This window comes from Chitinophaga pinensis DSM 2588 (genome assembly GCF_000024005.1).
GTDB classification, from domain to species: Bacteria; Bacteroidota; Bacteroidia; order Chitinophagales; family Chitinophagaceae; genus Chitinophaga; species Chitinophaga pinensis.
In genome coordinates this window covers 8,065,658-8,082,514 of sequence record NC_013132.1, presented here as the reverse complement: position 1 = coordinate 8,082,514, position 16,857 = coordinate 8,065,658, and the positions used below count along the sequence as shown (strand labels likewise).

The following is a 16,857-nucleotide window of genomic DNA, read 5'->3' as shown; positions in this document are numbered from 1 at the left end:
ACAAAAAATCTATCTACAACTACAAGCGAGAATATTTATAATTATGGGAAAGATAATAGGTATTGACTTAGGTACTACCAACTCATGCGTTGCCGTTATGGAAGGTAACGAACCGGTAGTAATTGCCAATGATGAAGGACGCAGAACTACGCCCTCCGTTGTGGGTTTCTTAAAAAATGGTGAAAGAAAGGTAGGTGATCCTGCTAAACGTCAGGCAATCACTAACCCGGTAAACACTATTATGTCAGTGAAACGTTTCATGGGTCGTCATTTTGACGAATTATCCAATGAAATTCCTCACTGGAGCTACAAAGTAGCACGTGGCGAAAACAACACTACACGTATCGATATTGATGGTAGATTATATACTCCGCAGGAAATTTCAGCAATGATTCTTCAGAAAATGAAGAAAACTGCGGAAGATTATCTGGGTCAGGAAGTAACTGAAGCAGTTATCACTGTGCCTGCTTACTTCAATGACGCACAGCGTCAGGCTACTAAAGAAGCCGGTGAGATCGCTGGTCTGACAGTACGCCGTATCATTAACGAGCCAACTGCTGCTGCACTGGCTTATGGTCTGGATAAAAAACACGCTGATAGCAAAATCGCCGTATTCGACTTAGGTGGTGGTACATTCGATATCTCCGTGCTCGAACTGGGTGATGGTGTATTTGAAGTAAAATCTACCAATGGTGATACACACTTAGGTGGTGATGACTTCGATAAAGTGATCATGGACTGGCTGGCTGACGAATTCAAGAAAGATGAAGCGGTTGACCTGCATAAAGATCCAATGGCATGGCAGCGTCTGAAAGAAGCAGCAGAGAAAGCGAAGATCGAACTGTCTTCTTCTCAGGAAACTGAAATCAACCTGCCTTATATCACTGCTGTTGATGGCGTGCCTAAACACCTGGTGAAAAAACTGAGCCGTCCTAAATTCGAGCAACTGGCAGATAACCTGGTGGAAAGAACACTGGAACCTTGCCGTAAAGCGCTGAAAGATGCCGGCATGAACCCTTCTGAAATCGACGAAGTGATCCTGGTAGGTGGTTCTACCCGTATCCCTAAGATCCAGGAAGTGGTAGAAAAATTCTTCGGTAAAAAACCGAACAGAAGTGTAAACCCGGATGAAGTAGTAGCTATCGGTGCTGCTATCCAGGGTGGTGTACTGACTGGTGAAGTAAAAGACGTATTGCTGCTGGACGTTACCCCGCTTTCTCTGGGTATCGAAACCATGGGTGGTGTGTTCACTAAACTGATCGAGTCTAACACAACAATTCCAAGCAAGAAATCAGAAACATTCTCTACTGCTGCTGATAACCAGCCAAGCGTTGAGATCCACGTACTACAAGGTGAGCGTCCTTTAGCAAGCCAGAACCGTACACTGGGGCGCTTCATCCTGGATGGTATCCCACCAGCACCACGCGGTGTACCTCAGGTAGAAGTTATCTTCGACATCGATGCGAATGGTATCCTGCACGTAACTGCAAAAGATAAAGGAACTGGTAAAACACAGAACATCCGTATCGAAGCAGGTAGTGGTCTGAGCAAAGAAGAGATCGAAAAAATGAAGGCAGAAGCGAAAGCAAACGAGTCTTCAGATAAAGAAGCACGCGAAAAGATCGAGAAACTGAACCAGGCAGATAGCCTGATCTTCCAGACTGAAAAACAGCTGAAAGAATACGGTGACAAGATCCCTGCGGATAAGAAGAGCACAATCGAAACTGCCCTGAACAAACTGAAAGAAGCACAGAAGAGCGGTGATGTCGCTCAGGTAGATGCAGCTGTTACAGAAATGAACAACGCATGGACTGCAGCTTCTGAAGAACTGTACAAAGCAACACAGGAAGCACAGGCTAACGGTGGTGCAGGTGCAGAAGGTCAGCCACAAGGTAGCGCTGCCGGCAACGAAGGCGTAACCGATGCTGAATTCGAAGAAGTAAAGTAAGCAAATAGCTTAGGGATATTTAGGATAGAGAAGCCGTCTGCCTTTGGTGGACGGCTTCTTGCATTATAAACGATCTATAAAAGAAACAGCCGTCTACCAAAGGCAGAACGGCTGTTTAACAGTTGGTTTATGACTACTAAAAAAGAGAAACGTGGATTATTGCATGAGCTCTGACAACTTGCTCATTAATTCTTCATCTCTGAGTCCTTTAGCGATGATCTTACCATCCGGACCTACCAGCATATTCCAGGGAATACCACGTACACCATAGTATTGTGCGACCTCATTTTTCCAGCCTTTCAGGTCAGATAACTGCGTCCATGGCATATGGTCATCATGGATGGCTTTCTTCCATTTAAACGCATCCGTATCCAGGGAAATGCCTACTACCGTAAATCCTTTGGCCTTGAAGGCATCATATGCTTTCAATACATTCGGGTTTTCTGCACGACAAGGGCCACACCAGCTGGCCCAGAAATCTACCAGTACATACTTGCCTTTGAAATCAGCGATAGATATATTTTTGCCGGTACTATCAATCTGGGAGAAATTAGTCACTGCTTCGCCGATGGCCTGTCTTTTTATAACAGGCATCTTTTCTGCCACTATTTTCCCGGTCGGTGTTCCGCGTACTACTTCCGGCAATAACATAAAGAGCGGGTTGACTTCCCCATATTCAGGGCCGGCAAGATTCTCCGCCATGTCTTTTACCATTTGCAAGGCATACAGACTGTAAAAATTGGTCTGAATGTATTGCTTAACACGGTCGTTATATTCTTCCTGTAAGGTCTTCATTTGCGCTTTGTAAGGCCGTTGTGCCTCTTTACTTGTCGCAGCGTAGTATTTCATGACCACCTCCGTCTGTTGATCGGTAATGGTCTTTACAGAAGCCTTGAAAAAGTTCGCCTCATCCTGTAATGCAGAACCTTTCAGGGTAAATGCTGCCAGTGAATCGGCTTTTGCCGAGAATTGCAGGTATCCGATATCAGAATAGAACCGTAGCATGTGATGCCCTGGCAGACTGATCGCCTGTACCGCCTGTGGTTCCTTCATCAATGCCAGCCAGTTAAACTGTCCGTTTTGAACGGGTACCGTATCATGCACCTGCGTATTGTCCCTGTTATAGCTGAAGATCATAATGCTGTCTTTAAAACCCTTGATATCGCCTTCCATGCGCATATTATAGCCCTTATCAAAGATTTCGATCAGCTTGTTCATCAGTTCTTTATCCCGCAGGTTTTTGCCTACTATAACGCCATTAGGATCAATCAGCACGTTCTGAGGAATCCCCCTGATGCCATACTGTACAGCCGCCATATTATTCCTGCCTTTCAGATCTGATACCTGCTGCCAGGGCATATTATCTTCTTCAATTGCCTTCAGCCATTTCTGATGTTGCGTTGAATCGTCGAGCGATACGCCTAATACCGTGAACCCCCTATCTTTAAAAACATTATAGGCCCGCAGTACATTCGGGTTCTCCATGCGGCAAACGCCGCACCAGCTGGCCCAGAAATCTACCAGCACATATTTACCACGAAAAGAAGACAGGCTGATCTGATTTCCTTTCACATCTGACTGTATAAAATCAGGCGCAGGAGCACCCTCCATTACTCTTCTGACATTGGCGATCTGCGTAGCCAGTTCCTTGCCTTCAGGCGCATTTTTAAGTCTCGGACTCAAGGCGTCAAACAAGGGCGTTATAAAGTCCGGATCCAATGCGATATGGCAGTTATAGACAATATCCCAGGCAGCGTAAGTATCGGCATGTTGCCTGATAAAGTCCGCCAGCGTACTGGTATATTGTTTTTCAACGATAGCCCGCGCTGCTTTTACAGCATCCAGGGTATCCTGGTTACCCCGGTTGAAAAAGGACCTGTTACGAAATCCTGCGAAGACAGCGGAGTAACTTTCCCGGAGCTTTGCGTACTTGTCCTGTATGGCGGTATTTGGACTACCGCTGACAATAGCGCTATCCAGTGAGCCGCTGGTATTCACTTCTACTGTGCCTGGTTGGAGGTAAAAGTAGCGGTAACCCGGTTGGTTTTTAAATATCAGTCTGGCCGATACCGGTCTTTTCAGCTTGCCGGTGAATTTGAAGTGTCCATCTTTCAGTGTGACAGAATCATGTACCCAGTTCTTATCACCAACCTCATAGTCGAGATAAAGTACTGCCGGGTATTTATTAGCAGCTACCTGTCCTTTCAATATAAATGGACCTGCTCCTGACTGTGCTTTTGCTGAGAATGATCCTATCAGCAGGGTGATAACAGGGAGCGTATGTTTGAATAAGTGAGAACGCATGGTAAACAATTGAATTTTTTAATGATCAGTATCCTGGGTTTTGACTAAGGTTTAAATTGGCATTGATTTGTGACTGCGGGATAGGATAAAAAACATCGGTTGCCTGCCACTGGTTACCCTTTAGTGCAGATAATACTTCATCTGCCCGTGTAATGCTGGTATTCGCTACTCCAGGCCAACGTTTCAGGTCCAGCCAGCGCTGTCCCCATTCGCAGAAAAATTCTATTCTACGCTCATGCTCAATGGCTGTCGTCAAAGAAGACGCATCTGTAGCCGTTGTCTGTGAAAGTCCTGCTCTTGCACGGACAGTATTGATATCTGTAGCTGCTTCGTTAAATTTCTGCCGGCGCATTCTGGCTTCCGCACGGATCAGGTATTGCTCTGACAGGCGTAATACCTGCATGTGTTCCACTGCACCCACGCCTGACATATACCTGTATTTAGCAGGATAAGGGTAGTCTACACCACCATATGTTTTAATGCCTACCCAGTTGTCTTTACGTTTGTCGCCGGTTTCGAAGGCGGTATATAGCCCATCTTTCAGCACGAACTTTGGCGTCGGACTGGCTGCGAATGGTACAAAGTTATTGGCCAGCCAGGAACTGGTGATACCATTCACGAATTGTAATATGCCTTCTTCACTGTTCGCCAGGAAAACCTGGCTCAGGTCTTCTTTCATGCGGAATAAACCTGGATTATTGATGACGGTAGTGGCCATGTTTTCTGCCTGCTGCCATTTGCCCCTGTAGAGATATACTCTCGCCAGCAGGGCGTTCGCTGCCCAGGTAGTCGCACGTATCCTTTTACCGCCATACAGGTCCAGGGTAGCAGGAAGTGCCTGTTGTGCCTCGGTGAGGTCTTTCTCTATCTGATCGTATACAACATTGACGCTGTCGCGTGGTTGTCTGGTAGTATTATGCACATCTGTAGACATGACCAATGGCGCTGCACCAAACTCATTTACCAGGTAGAAGTAGCTCAATGCGCGCATGAACTTAGCTTCAGCGGTACAGCGCGTTTTATAACCTTCCGGAAGTGGAGAGTCACTGAGTCCTGTAATGACTGAATTAGCCGTGAAAATGTTATTGTACAAAGTACTCCATAAGCCATCTACATAATAGAGCTGTGGCGTCAGGGCGTTATTTGTAAAATCATCATAGAAGTTATAAATGTAACAGTATGTTTCATCAGCAGACATACTGTTGAACATACTGGTTGCAGTGGCCATATCCGTGCCCGGATTGGGATTGGCCGCTCTGGAATACATACCCAAAAGAGCTGCATCTGCCGTAAGTGTATCCAGAAAGACGCTGCTGGTCACCAGTTGATCGGCCGGCGCATCTATCTCGATCAGCTTTTTACAACTGGTCATAACGGCGCCGGCAAATAGTAAGATGTAAGTATATATAGAAAGCTGTTTTTTCATTCCCGGATGTTTAAAGTGAGCAATGAATACCGGCTGCTATCTGTTTCAGCGGTGGCAATACGCTACCTCCTGTCTCAGGATCAAAGCCGAAATAACTGGTGATGGTAAAGAGGTTCTGCGCCCTGATAAAAGCGCCTGCTGATTTCAGTCTGGCAGCTGCTGCCCATGAAGCAGGTAATTCATAACTGAGATTGACATTTTTCAGTCGTACAAAAGCGGCATTTGAATATACCCCATCAGAATAGAGATAATAATTCTGATAAGCATTTGCTGCCGGTCCGCCTACTGTTACAGTTGGCTTAAATCCGTCTGTAATGATATCTGCATCCTGGTTGGCCAGTCCGCCAGGGAACCCTCTTGTTGCGCCGCGGAAGTCAGGTTTGGTCTGTTTGGCGAACTGCATAAAAACATCCAGCTGGAACTTCCCATACCGGAACGTATTACTGAATCCGCCATAAAAGTCAGGACTGGCGCGGGCAATGATGTTATAGTCGCCATTCATGGTCTGGTGCAGGCCTTGTGTGAATTTGCCATCCTTATTCAGGTCTTCCACAGTCGCTATACCATCCTGTAGTCCTGTGTAATGATAGCCGTTATCATTGCCGATGGGTTCTCCGACGATAAAGACATAAGCGTAAGCAGTACTGGACAGTCCTGGAAATGACAGGAGTTTGTTGCGCGGAAAAGTGATATTAAAGGAACTGTTCCAGGAGAATTTTTGCAAACTGACATTAGTGGTCTTCAGTTCGAATTCCCATCCTGAGCTTTGTAACAGCGCAGGCATATTGCCGGTATAAGATGAGAAACCGGACTGTGAAGACAAGGGAATATTCACCAGCTGATTGCCTGTGCGGCTAGAAAACCAGGAGGCGGTAAACAGAATATGGTCCTTCAGTAAACCTGTTTCAAGCGCAATGTCTACCTTACGATTTGACTCCCATCCGTAATCGGGATTTGCGCTACGAACCGGATAAATGCCGGGCCCTCCATAGTTATAAAATACGTTACCATAAGTAGACAGGTAGCCGTAATCCCTGATCTGGTCGTTACCAATGGTACCATAGCTTCCTCTGATTTTACCATAACTCAACCATGGAAGTGCTGTTTTCATCCAGGGTTCACTGCTGAATATCCAACCTGCGCCAACGGAACCAAAGTTACCAAACTGGCGTCCCGGACCGAATCTTGAAGAACCGTCCCTTCGACCAGTGAAGTTGAACAGGTAACGATCATTCAGCACATAGTTCAGACGGCCAAATGCCGAAACATATTTGTATTCTGTAAAGCTGCTGCTTTTGAAAGTGATCGTAGATGCCGCCACCCAGGAGCTCATCAGTCTGTCATTGGAGAAACCGGTTGCTGTAACATAATAAGGCTGTGCATAATTGGATTGCTGCCAGGTGCCACCTAATAGTACATTCAAACGGCCGCGTCCGAGTGCTCTTGTATAGTCCAGCTGCGGCTCTACGATGTAACTTTCTATGTAGTTGGATGAATAAGAGGCCATAGATTGTCCTGAACCACTGTTGGGGTTCAGGGACGCTCTGGGCTGATAATTATCGTTAGACTGTGAAATCTTGTTATAACCTACACTGACCTTTGCATTTAATCCCGGAATGATTGTATAACGTAAGGCTGCATTCGCCAGCAGATTATCCGATTTGAATCTGGAGGATTTTATCAGATAGGACTCCGGATTGGTAAAGCCACCTGTCCAGTTTAAGGTACCATCATTGTTAAACAACGGATAGTTAGGAGATAGTTTGACAACTGTGGAGGTAAGATCAGTGGCTACCTGATTGTTAGATTCTTTGGTGTACAACGCTGTTGCGGTAACGGCAAACTTACCGTTACGCGAAGTATTATCTACACTGAGATGGGAGGCATAACGGTTGTAGCCCCAGTCGCCCGGAAATACAGTTGATTCATGCCGCCAGGTATTTGAAAAGCGATACCGCAGATAGGGGCTACCACCGGAAAGAGCGCCGGTGATCTCTGTCTGATGTGCAGTATTGCCAATATATTTTTTCAGAAAATCTGTTTCCTTATTCGTATCCCAAAGTGTAAGATCAGGTGCATTAGAGTTATCTGGTTGTACGTTGTCGTTAGCAAAGGCCGTACGACGCATCGCCAGATACTGTTGCAGATTCATCATAGATACCATATTAGTCACTCTGCCGGCGCCGGTATACGCATTCACATCAAATCGCGTATCACCTGCTTTGCCTTTTTTAGTGGTGATCAGCACAACACCATTCGCACCTCTTGAACCGTAGATGGCAGTCGCGTCACCATCTTTCAGTACGGAGATGCTTTCGATATCAGCCGGATTGATGGAGTTCATCGGGTCGATATATCCGGTGGCGCCATTGGACTGATAGGTAGAACCGCCAACAGTGTTGATAGGGGTTTCTACAAAAGGCACACCATCGATGATAAACAATGGGAGCTTACCACTGGTGATAGATTGTTGCTCACGGATAGATATTTTCATCTGGCTACCGGGAGCGCCGTTGGACTGAGAGATAAACAGTCCGGCTACATGCCCTTCCAATGCTGCCAGTACATTGCTGACCGGCTGTTTTTCTATCTCTTCTGCTTTCACACTGACAACACTACCTGTATTGAAACGTTGTGTAGTGGTACCATATGCTACTACCACACTTTCATCAAGGTTGCTGGTACTTCTGGCAAGATAGATGACAATGCCGCCGGTATTCAGCTTGAAAATCCTGATACCATTCGCAGTATAAGTATCTCCTGCCGGTAATGCGGCTACCTTTTTATAAGGTACTTCTGAAGGGGCGTAACCTACGGAAGACACGATCAGCACTGCATCTTCTGTCAGGTCACGCAGGAAGAAACGTCCTGAGGCATCTGAAGTAGTCCCCTGACCGGAATGCTTCATACGGATGGTGACACCGATGACAGGTTCCCTGGTTTTCTCATCCAGCAACTGACCGGAAAGCGAAGGTTTCTCCGGTGCCAGGATCATTATGGTAGCAGTGTTTGGCGAAGGAGAGGTATTGCGGGATAACACGATGGTCTTGTCCTGTATAATGTATTTCAGGGACTGATCGACTGACAGCTTGTCGAGAAATGTTTTCAGGGGCATGTCAGTAGCAGACAGCGAAAAGGTCTTGCTTTGTGAAGACAATTCATTGTTGGTGAGCACCACATACCCTGTTTGTTTTTCGATGACGGTAAATACCTGTCTTAATGTGAAGGCTTTGCCGGAAATAGTAACACGCTGTGCGACTCCGTTCCCATAGGCTGTGAAAAAAGCTACAAAAAGTAGCACGCCGGTTAATCTCATGACCCTCCTGATTTGGTTGATGTTGATACCCCGCCATCCCCCCGGACGCGCAGACGGGCAATAGCTCCGCGGTATGCGGAACACACATTTTTTTTGCATAAATTGCAACGATTTGGTTGTTAAAAAAGTGGTTAGGGAACCGTTTTTCGAATCAACTGAATACCTGACCGTCGCGGTTGCCCCCGTGACGGTTTTTCTATTAAAGGCTGATTCTTGTTTATATAAAAGCGGTCAGTATACTACCTGCTTTGATCCTGATACCGGCATTGTCCGTTCTGTCGCTGTTCACTGCATGGATGGCCTGCTTACGACGAGTGGTGCATATTATTTTGCTGTTATCGTCAGCGTGTTCGCTTCCAGTTTGGAGTGTACGCCCAGTTCTTCCAGCACGACCAGTAATCCTCCGAGCGTTACCTGTTTTGTCATTTTTCCCGTTAGCTTGATATCCGGTACTTCTTTTTCATATACGACGCGGATGTCATACCAGCGTTCTAACTGACGCATGGCTTCCGGTAATGTCATGTTGTCGAAATAGAACAAGCCATTTTTCCAGGCGACTGCTTTTTCCACATCTGTACTAACCACTTCAATTCCTGTATTGTGTTGATTACCCTGTCTGGCAGCTGCAATGGTGATTTGTGCCTGTTGGCCAGGTTTGATAATTACTCCTTTATTCCTCTCTGATAATATACGTACGGAGCCCGACACCAGGGTCGTACTGATTGTTGCTTCATTATTGTAAGCATTCACATTGAAATCTGTACCAAGCACTTCTATTTCTGCCTTGTCATTCACGTTTACCCTGAAAGGCATATCCGCATTGGCGGCTACTTCAAAGTAAGCTTCTCCTGTTACCGTCACAAGCCTTTCCTTTCCTGCAAACAGGGTAGGATAGCGGATGGAGCTGGCTGCATTCAGCCATACTTTTGTACCGTCCGGCAGTACCAGCTGAAACTGTCTTCCATTCGGTGTACGCATGGTATTATATACGTTTTCCCGTCCGTTTTTGTCATACACCAGACTATTGCCTGATATACGCGCGGTAGCGCCGCCCTGCTGAGCGATCTGTCCGGTATGTGCGCTATCCAGTGTTATGACGGAACCATCGCCCAGCGTAAGTAATGCGCCTTCCTTACCGGGCGCAATATCCTTATTGACTACAACCACCGGTGCTTGTACCGACTGCCTCTGGCGTGTTTTCCAGAAATAAATGCCTACTCCCAGCAATAGGGCTACGGCAGCAGCCTGGCTCCATCTGCGCAGAGCTATGCGGCGTATAAGCGGCCCTGGCTGCCTTGCTTCCTGTGTCGCAATTTCCTGGTGTATGGCCGCTAAAAGCGTTTCATCCGCAGTTGCAGGCGCCGGCTCGATATGGACAAGTATTTCTCCATATTCATCCATCAGGGCTTCCACCTCAGCAGCAGAGCATGTCTGCACCCATGCATGAAAGGCTGCGCGCTCTGCTGCGCTTACCTCATTACGGGCAAATCTGGCTAATATCTCCGCTTTGTTGATCATATACACTATATAAGACGAATGTCGAAAAGTAAAAGGGATGGGGGACGAAAAAAAATTTAAAAAGCTGGTAACAGCAGGATGGCAAGACAGATAGCTCCGGGAAGATCCCCGTTTTTTGATATATAATCTCTGACGAATGTTTTGGCCAGTTGCAGCTGTTTTTTGACCACATCTTTTGATACCTGTAAGTGGGTGGCAATCTCGTCGATAGACCAGCCTTCCAATACATTCATCGAGAAGATAATACGACGGCGCAAGGGGAGTTGTGCGATGCCTTCTCTGGCGATAGAGAGATATTCCTTTAGTTGTAGCTGTTCGCTGATATGATCTCCTGCATCGGTCTGGAGATCGGCATAGGTCCTGGCGTGCTTTTCCCTGATATCACGAAGTTTCAGATGATCCAGCAGCCTGTTTTTAGCCATGCGTTGCAGGTAAAACTCCAGTACGGCTACGCCGCTGAGTTCCTTTCTTTTCAGCCATAGCTTTACAAACACGTCCTGGAGAATGGTGTCAACGAGGTGACTATCCCCTCCTGTAAAAGGGAACAGATATAGTTTTAGCTTTTGCTCGTAACGATAATAGATCGTGTCGAATGCTGATTTGTCGTCAGCTTCCAGACGTAGAAGCAGCTCTCTCTCGTCGTATGGTTGGTTGATCGGCAAATGACGATTTTATATAACACCTGAAAAACGTAAGCTGCTACAATGATAATAAACGTCCGGGAAGTTTTAACCCCTTTTTTTATGGCGCTTTATTTTTATTTTGTGGTATGCAATTGACACTATACCCATTTGAACTAAAGTTTAAACATACATTCACCATTTCGCGTAAATCCAAAGATGTACAGCCATTACTGGTCGTTAAACTGGAACAGGATGGTTTTAGCGGACTGGGAGAAACGGCCGACAACTCATACTACAATATGACAGTGCCGCGTCTGATGGAAGATATCAATGCACACAGAGACCTGATAGAAGGATATACACTCGATACACCGGAGGAACTGTGGAAGACGCTGTTCCCTTTGTTTAAAGACAATCTCTTTGCCCTCTGCGCCATTGATCTGGCAGCGCATGACCTTTATGCCAAAAAACAAGGGAAGAAGCTATATGAGGTATGGGGGCTCGACATCTCTCATAATCCCATGACAGACTATACGATTGGCATAGATACGGTGGAGAATATGGTCAGCAAACTGAAGGAGTTTCCATGGCCCATTTACAAGATTAAACTGGGAACCAAAGAGGATATTGCTATCATTGAAGCACTGAGAAAGCATACCAATGCGATCTTTCGTGTAGACGCCAATTGCGCCTGGGGAGTGGAAGAAACCCTGCGTAATGCGGCTGCGTTTAAGTCATTGGGTGTTGAGTTCATAGAACAACCCATGCCGGCAGCTGATATAGATGGGATGAAACAGGTGTATGAACAATCCGCCTTACCGCTGATTGCGGATGAAAGCTGTATTACGGAAGCAGACGTTGCCTTGTGTAAGGGCCTGTTTCATGGTATCAATATCAAACTCACCAAATGTGGTGGTATCACGCCTGCCCGTCGCATGATTGCGGAAGCCAAACAACTGGGTATGCAGGTCATGACCGGTAGTATGAATGAAAGTACGGTGGGTACTTCTGCGGTAGCACACCTGTTACCGTATCTGGATTATGTGGATATGGATGGCCCGCTTTTGCTGGCAGAAGACACCGCTGATGGTGTGAAGATCGTAGACGGTCGTATCATCTATGCTGACAGGCCCGGTACCGGCGCCTTATTAAGATAAAAACCCATTACCCTCAAACAATCACTGTTATGAAAAACGAATGTAAGTGGCGTACACCGACGCTCCTGCTATTGCTTGCAACCCTGTCTGCCCATGCACAGGTTCTGGCGCGTATCAGCGTAAAAGCAGGTACTTCCCCGCGTCTCAATACCGCTGTGTATACGGCTTTGAAAAACGCTTACCAGTCAGGGCCGGACTCCCTTCAGTTGCAGGAAGTACGCGGTAATAAGCGTTCCCCTGTGCCTTTTCAGCTATTGGACGACAATCTGTACTGGATCCTGGCAGGGATTACACCGGCAGGCAGTACCCGTGTATACGAACTGGTCAAAGGCCAATCTGTTGCTGCCGGCAATGTGATGCAGCTAAAAGATACTGCGGGCGCTTTTTTACTACGCCAGGGCAGCAGGAAACTGTTACAATACAATTACGCTATCATGGAGCCTCCGGCCGGCGTCGATACGGTATATCGCCGTAGCGGCTTTATTCATCCCCTTTGGGCGCCTGACGGGCAGGTCATCACTAATATCCACCCAAAAGGACACTGGCATCATGTAGGAATCTGGAATCCCTGGACGCATACTTCTTTTAAAGGCAAAGAAACCGACTTCTGGAACCTGCAGAAAAAGGAGGGCACCGTACGTTTTAAAGGAGTGGCTGGAAGGGTACAGGGGCCTGTAGCCTGTGGTTTTACTGTTTTACAGGATCATATTGCTTTTTCAGGTGGTAAAGAAGTGACAGCCCTCAATGAAGAATGGGTGATCAAGGCATTAAATTGCGGAACGGATACCTCCCGTTTTGTATGGGATTTTGCCAGTACCCTGAACTGTGCAGATACCGCCGGTATCACTTTATTACAATACCGTTATGGCGGCGGCTTTGGTTTACGTACAATGGAGGCATGGACCGCCGCTACCAGTGCTGTACTGACCTCTGAAGGAAAAACAAGGAAAGATGCAGACAGTACCCGCGCCCGCTGGATCAAGATAACAGGACGTACAGAGAAAGGACAGGCCGGTATCCTGATTATGAATCACCCGGGCAATTTTGATTCTCCGCAGCCTTTACGGGTATGGCCGGAGAATTCTGAAAGAGGAGAGATCATGATGAATTTCAGTCCGACGAAAATGAAAGAGTGGATCCTGCAATATGGCCGGTACTACGCCCAACGTTACCGGGTAGTGACCTTCATAAAAGACCTGACAAACGAAGAAATAGAGAATTATTACCAGGACTATGTAAAACCGCCGGAAGTTACTGTTGCCTGGAACGGATCGATCTGAAGGCTTTAATGGCATTATACAGGCCGAAAATGCCCATAATGATGAAAATAATAATAACACCCCACTGACCCGTAGCGCGGTAAATATAGAGCTCTATACGGGTCAGGCGAAGCCCTCTTAACGGATGTTCCTGTTGTGTGAACTGAATAAAACGGGTGATCGCAAAGCCGAAGCCGATCAGGGAGATAACAAGCATCCAGATAACGGTGGACCAGGAAGCGGGTTCTTTTTCTTCAGACATGGGTTGTTCCGGGTTAGTATGCATCCTTCAAGATACAAATAAAAATACGAAGGCCCGTTCTCTTTACGAGGAACGGGCCTTCGTATTTTATATGCTCAATATCTTTAGATCGCGATACCGTGTGAATCCTGGTGACTCGCATCATATACTGCGGACAATACATCTCTTTTGTTCAGGGATTGTTCCATGTACAGATCCACTGAGCTGTAAGCTATTTTCAGTGATGGTGTCAGTACATAAACAGCGGGTGTAGGCACATCTTCATTTACTCCGGACAGTCTGTCCCAGATCGGATCAGAAGGGGAGTAGTTACCTGCTTTACGCGCTATCTGAAACTGCTGATCCCAGATGCTGGCGAAAGGAAGTTGCAAAGAGGCCGTCGCATAGTCAAAATATTTCTTTTCTTCTGCGGTTACCAGTAACAGCTGTCCGCCCATTACGCGGATATCTGCATAGATATCTTTCAGGTCTTCCAGCAGTTTTTCACCGTAACCATTCCAGTGGATAGAGTGGAAAACGAGTACCAGCGGACGGTCCAGCAACTGTTCTACAGGCTGTACACCATTCACTGATTTTAATATATCGGAAGTGGCAATGATATTTTTTCTGTTGATGTTAAAAGAAGGCAGTCTGTCGCCAGCATGTAAAGGGCTGACCGGGGTTCTGTCCTTGAAAGACTTTTTCACATACTCAAGTTCATATTCGGGGAAGAAATCTGCGTATCTGTTGATGTTGTTAGACATAAAATAAGTTTTAAGGGATGGTTGGTGGACAGTGATTAATGAATGGTTGTAATGATTTTTAGAAACGTTGCCGGTTTGAAGGGCCAGCCGGGAATCAGTTACAGCAGCAACAGACGTTCAGCGCTACAGTCATTGTACATTCAATCGTTCTCTTGATAGCATTAGGCATATAAACTTGATTTATTTATGTGATTGCCTGTTATTAACAACACAAATATAGGGATATTTTCTTAATACCCTACAGGTTTTGTAGGGTATTTATTAAGTCGTTGATTATCATAGCTGATATTTTATAAAATTTGAAAAGTTCTATATTTGATGCTTCTTTGTTTATTAAATAAATACCACATGAAAGGAATGTATACAAAAATCATCGCTGCTGTCGGCCTCCTGGCCCTGAGCACAGCGGGGTGCGACAGCAGTAATGCCGGTAAGGAGGAAAAAAAGGAACAGACAATAGCCGCTGCGGAAACAGTGACCATTAAGAATGATGAACTGTATCCGTTCATGCTGGCAGGTGTTTATTTTGTACATGGTTATGGCGGGCCTACCCATACCTTCGATGGACTGATCAAGCCAGCTGTAAAGAGTGAACCGGGAACAGCGGATTTCTCAAAAGAAATGCAGGCAGCCTACAGCCGTTATTTCATTTTCCCTTTTAAACCGGGAGATGCTGCAGGTGAAAAAGATGCGAAAGCTACACTGGCGGAGTACTGGGATATTCATAATGTAGCCGGACTGGAAAAATCCCTGACCTGGTTACTGGATGAAGGTCATCAGGCACAATATGCCCAATATCGTAAAGTACTGGACGAAAACGGTGGTGCATCTGCCGATCTGAATACGCTCGATCTTAATAAATACAAACTGACAAAGGAAGACCTTGCAGGTATACAGTTTATTAAAGATCATTATACTTCCTTCAGCAGTGCCGGTATCAAGGCGTGGGACCTGGCGCGGTATATTAATAATATATGCGTAGCCTACCAGGCAGGTTATTTTAACAGGGGCGAAGCAATGGCATGGCTGATGAAAGCGCCACAGGTAGCACAGGCCCGTTATAGCGACTGGAAAGCCTATTTTAATGACTTCCTGCTCGGCCGTGAGTTCTGGGGTGGCGGAGAGGCTGATAATGCCAGATTTAAAGAAGAAGTGACAGGTATGCTGGAAGGAAAGTACAGCATCTATAGTTATATGCCGGTGAAATAAATTACAAGTAACCTTATAGCAAACGCCCGTTGCAGCTTTTCTGCAACGGGCGTTTTATTTGTGCTTCGCTTGCCATCGCGATGTTATATAGTTGTATTCTCTTATAGTTCATTCCGGCTGACAGCAGGTGCGGGTATTGTTTCAATCCTTGATATGTTATCAGGCATGTTTAATCCTTAGTTGCTCAAAGTTTTCCGGCAGGAACTGGTCTTTGATTTTTTTAAATGGCTGCCCGCAATTGAGGAAAAATAAACTCTTTAATTTTTTGCAATCCAGCAGTGCTTCCGGATGTTCTATTTTTTTAGAATTGAGCACATTGACTTCCAGCAAATCCGGTAAGGTGGTAAATACAGTACAATCAATCGGTGCTTTAATACCATTCAGCCACACTGTTTGCAGTTCTTGCAACTTACTGAGATCATTTACATTGAAATTTTTCTCTGCACCGATGATCGACAATGCTTTTAACGGGCTGTTGATGTGGTCAATAAGATCTGTATTCCACGCAAACTCAACCTCCAGATGATCTAATGTGGAAAACTTAGCGATATCTTTCAGGATGTTCCCTTTTTTGTCCATCCTGCAAGCCAGGTATTTCAAAGCGGGGAAATGTTCCTGGGATATATTCAGCAATGAAGGCAGTTCCTTGGATGTAAAGGCGCTAAAGAAAAAGAGGGCCTTCAGGTGAGGTAATACGATTCCTGGCCATTCAGGCAGCTTTTTAGTAACCCATTCTTCGTGTTCTCCGTCATTGCTGATGGTCAGCGCTTTCAGTCCGCCGGGAAGGTCATCTTGTGTGATAACAGACAGGAAAGGTAAAGGTATTTCGAGGAAATGTAAATGTTCCAGGTCCTTCACATAGTCTGGAAACTTGAGTTTACTCAACTGTGATTTAGTGGGCAATAACCTCAATTCGCTGATCTGGTCATATTCAGCCGGATCAGGGGCCTGGGTCCACGAAAGGATAGTAGCACCGTCTTCCTTATATACCTCCGCTTTTTCCTTACTGCCTATGCAATAGACTTTTCTTTTCGAAGTAAAGTAGTCGCTTTTTCTTGTTACGATGATGCTCTCTTTCTTTTCCATATGTGA

General features: G+C 46.0%; 12 protein-coding genes. 4 read left to right on the top strand and 8 right to left on the bottom strand.

What is annotated here, in order from left to right; all coding sequences use genetic code 11:
- Positions 1–43: 43 nt before the first annotated feature.
- A complete protein-coding gene (gene dnaK / locus CPIN_RS31800; RefSeq protein WP_012793998.1) occupies positions 44–1,948 on the top strand; it encodes a molecular chaperone DnaK in 1,905 nt (634 codons plus the stop codon).
- Positions 1,949–2,104: 156 nt separating this feature from the next.
- Here the strand turns inward: dnaK and CPIN_RS31795 are convergent, their stop codons facing one another.
- The 5 genes from CPIN_RS31795 to CPIN_RS31775 form a co-directional block, all read right to left on the bottom strand.
- Complete coding sequence (locus CPIN_RS31795) at positions 2,105–4,252, bottom strand: redoxin domain-containing protein (RefSeq protein WP_012793997.1); 2,148 nt, start codon at positions 4,250–4,252, stop codon at positions 2,105–2,107.
- Between the two features lie 25 nt (positions 4,253–4,277).
- Positions 4,278–5,678, bottom strand: coding sequence for a RagB/SusD family nutrient uptake outer membrane protein (locus tag CPIN_RS31790; RefSeq protein ID WP_012793996.1), 1,401 nt, complete (start codon positions 5,676–5,678; stop codon positions 4,278–4,280).
- Between the two features lie 10 nt (positions 5,679–5,688).
- A complete protein-coding gene (locus tag CPIN_RS31785) occupies positions 5,689–8,994 on the bottom strand; it encodes a SusC/RagA family TonB-linked outer membrane protein (protein ID WP_012793995.1) in 3,306 nt (1,101 codons plus the stop codon).
- Positions 8,995–9,318: 324 nt separating this feature from the next.
- Entirely contained in the window at positions 9,319–10,512 is a 1,194-nt protein-coding gene (locus CPIN_RS31780) for a FecR domain-containing protein (RefSeq protein WP_012793994.1), read from the bottom strand.
- A 56-nt stretch (positions 10,513–10,568) separates the two neighbouring features.
- Complete coding sequence (locus CPIN_RS31775) at positions 10,569–11,174, bottom strand: RNA polymerase sigma factor (protein WP_012793993.1); 606 nt, start codon at positions 11,172–11,174, stop codon at positions 10,569–10,571.
- A 107-nt stretch (positions 11,175–11,281) separates the two neighbouring features.
- On the opposite strand from CPIN_RS31775, the gene CPIN_RS31770 reads away from it, so the two are divergent.
- Complete coding sequence (locus CPIN_RS31770; RefSeq protein ID WP_012793992.1) at positions 11,282–12,292, top strand: dipeptide epimerase; 1,011 nt, start codon at positions 11,282–11,284, stop codon at positions 12,290–12,292.
- A gap of 29 nt (positions 12,293–12,321) precedes the next feature.
- A complete protein-coding gene (locus CPIN_RS31765; RefSeq protein ID WP_012793991.1) occupies positions 12,322–13,572 on the top strand; it encodes a DUF6807 domain-containing protein in 1,251 nt (416 codons plus the stop codon).
- On the opposite strand, the gene CPIN_RS31760 is transcribed toward CPIN_RS31765, so the two are convergent.
- Both CPIN_RS31760 and CPIN_RS31755 read right to left on the bottom strand, forming a co-directional pair.
- Positions 13,544–13,813, bottom strand: coding sequence for a hypothetical protein (locus CPIN_RS31760; protein ID WP_012793990.1), 270 nt, complete (start codon positions 13,811–13,813; stop codon positions 13,544–13,546). The two genes, CPIN_RS31765 and CPIN_RS31760, sit on opposite strands and share 29 nt — an antisense overlap.
- A 104-nt stretch (positions 13,814–13,917) precedes the next feature.
- Positions 13,918–14,556 (bottom strand): redoxin domain-containing protein, encoded by a 639-nt coding sequence (locus CPIN_RS31755; RefSeq protein ID WP_012793989.1) that lies wholly within the window; start codon positions 14,554–14,556, stop codon positions 13,918–13,920.
- A gap of 348 nt (positions 14,557–14,904) precedes the next feature.
- Here CPIN_RS31755 and CPIN_RS31750 point away from each other — a divergent pair, with 348 nt between their 5' ends.
- On the top strand, positions 14,905–15,765 hold the full coding sequence (locus tag CPIN_RS31750) for a DUF1266 domain-containing protein (protein ID WP_012793988.1): 861 nt from the start codon (positions 14,905–14,907) through the stop codon (positions 15,763–15,765).
- 159 nt (positions 15,766–15,924) lie between these two features.
- Here CPIN_RS31750 and CPIN_RS37275 read toward each other — a convergent pair whose 3' ends face one another.
- Complete coding sequence (locus CPIN_RS37275; protein ID WP_012793987.1) at positions 15,925–16,851, bottom strand: hypothetical protein; 927 nt, start codon at positions 16,849–16,851, stop codon at positions 15,925–15,927.
- Between the last annotated feature and the right edge of the window lie 6 nt (positions 16,852–16,857).

Bases quoted from the DNA above. Each gene is read 5' to 3' on its own strand.
- CPIN_RS31750 (WP_012793988.1), top strand. From the start codon at position 14,905: ATGAAAGGAATGTATACAAAAATCATCGCTGCTGTCGGCCTCCTGGCC.
- CPIN_RS31795 (WP_012793997.1), bottom strand. From the start codon at position 4,252: ATGCGTTCTCACTTATTCAAACATACGCTCCCTGTTATCACCCTGCTG.
- CPIN_RS31770 (WP_012793992.1), top strand. From the start codon at position 11,282: ATGCAATTGACACTATACCCATTTGAACTAAAGTTTAAACATACATTC.
- CPIN_RS31785 (WP_012793995.1), bottom strand. From the start codon at position 8,994: ATGAGATTAACCGGCGTGCTACTTTTTGTAGCTTTTTTCACAGCCTAT.
- dnaK (WP_012793998.1), top strand. From the start codon at position 44: ATGGGAAAGATAATAGGTATTGACTTAGGTACTACCAACTCATGCGTT.
- CPIN_RS31760 (WP_012793990.1), bottom strand. From the start codon at position 13,813: ATGTCTGAAGAAAAAGAACCCGCTTCCTGGTCCACCGTTATCTGGATG.
- CPIN_RS31790 (WP_012793996.1), bottom strand. From the start codon at position 5,678: ATGAAAAAACAGCTTTCTATATATACTTACATCTTACTATTTGCCGGC.
- CPIN_RS37275 (WP_012793987.1), bottom strand. From the start codon at position 16,851: ATGGAAAAGAAAGAGAGCATCATCGTAACAAGAAAAAGCGACTACTTT.
- CPIN_RS31765 (WP_012793991.1), top strand. From the start codon at position 12,322: ATGAAAAACGAATGTAAGTGGCGTACACCGACGCTCCTGCTATTGCTT.
- CPIN_RS31755 (WP_012793989.1), bottom strand. From the start codon at position 14,556: ATGTCTAACAACATCAACAGATACGCAGATTTCTTCCCCGAATATGAA.
- CPIN_RS31780 (WP_012793994.1), bottom strand. From the start codon at position 10,512: ATGATCAACAAAGCGGAGATATTAGCCAGATTTGCCCGTAATGAGGTA.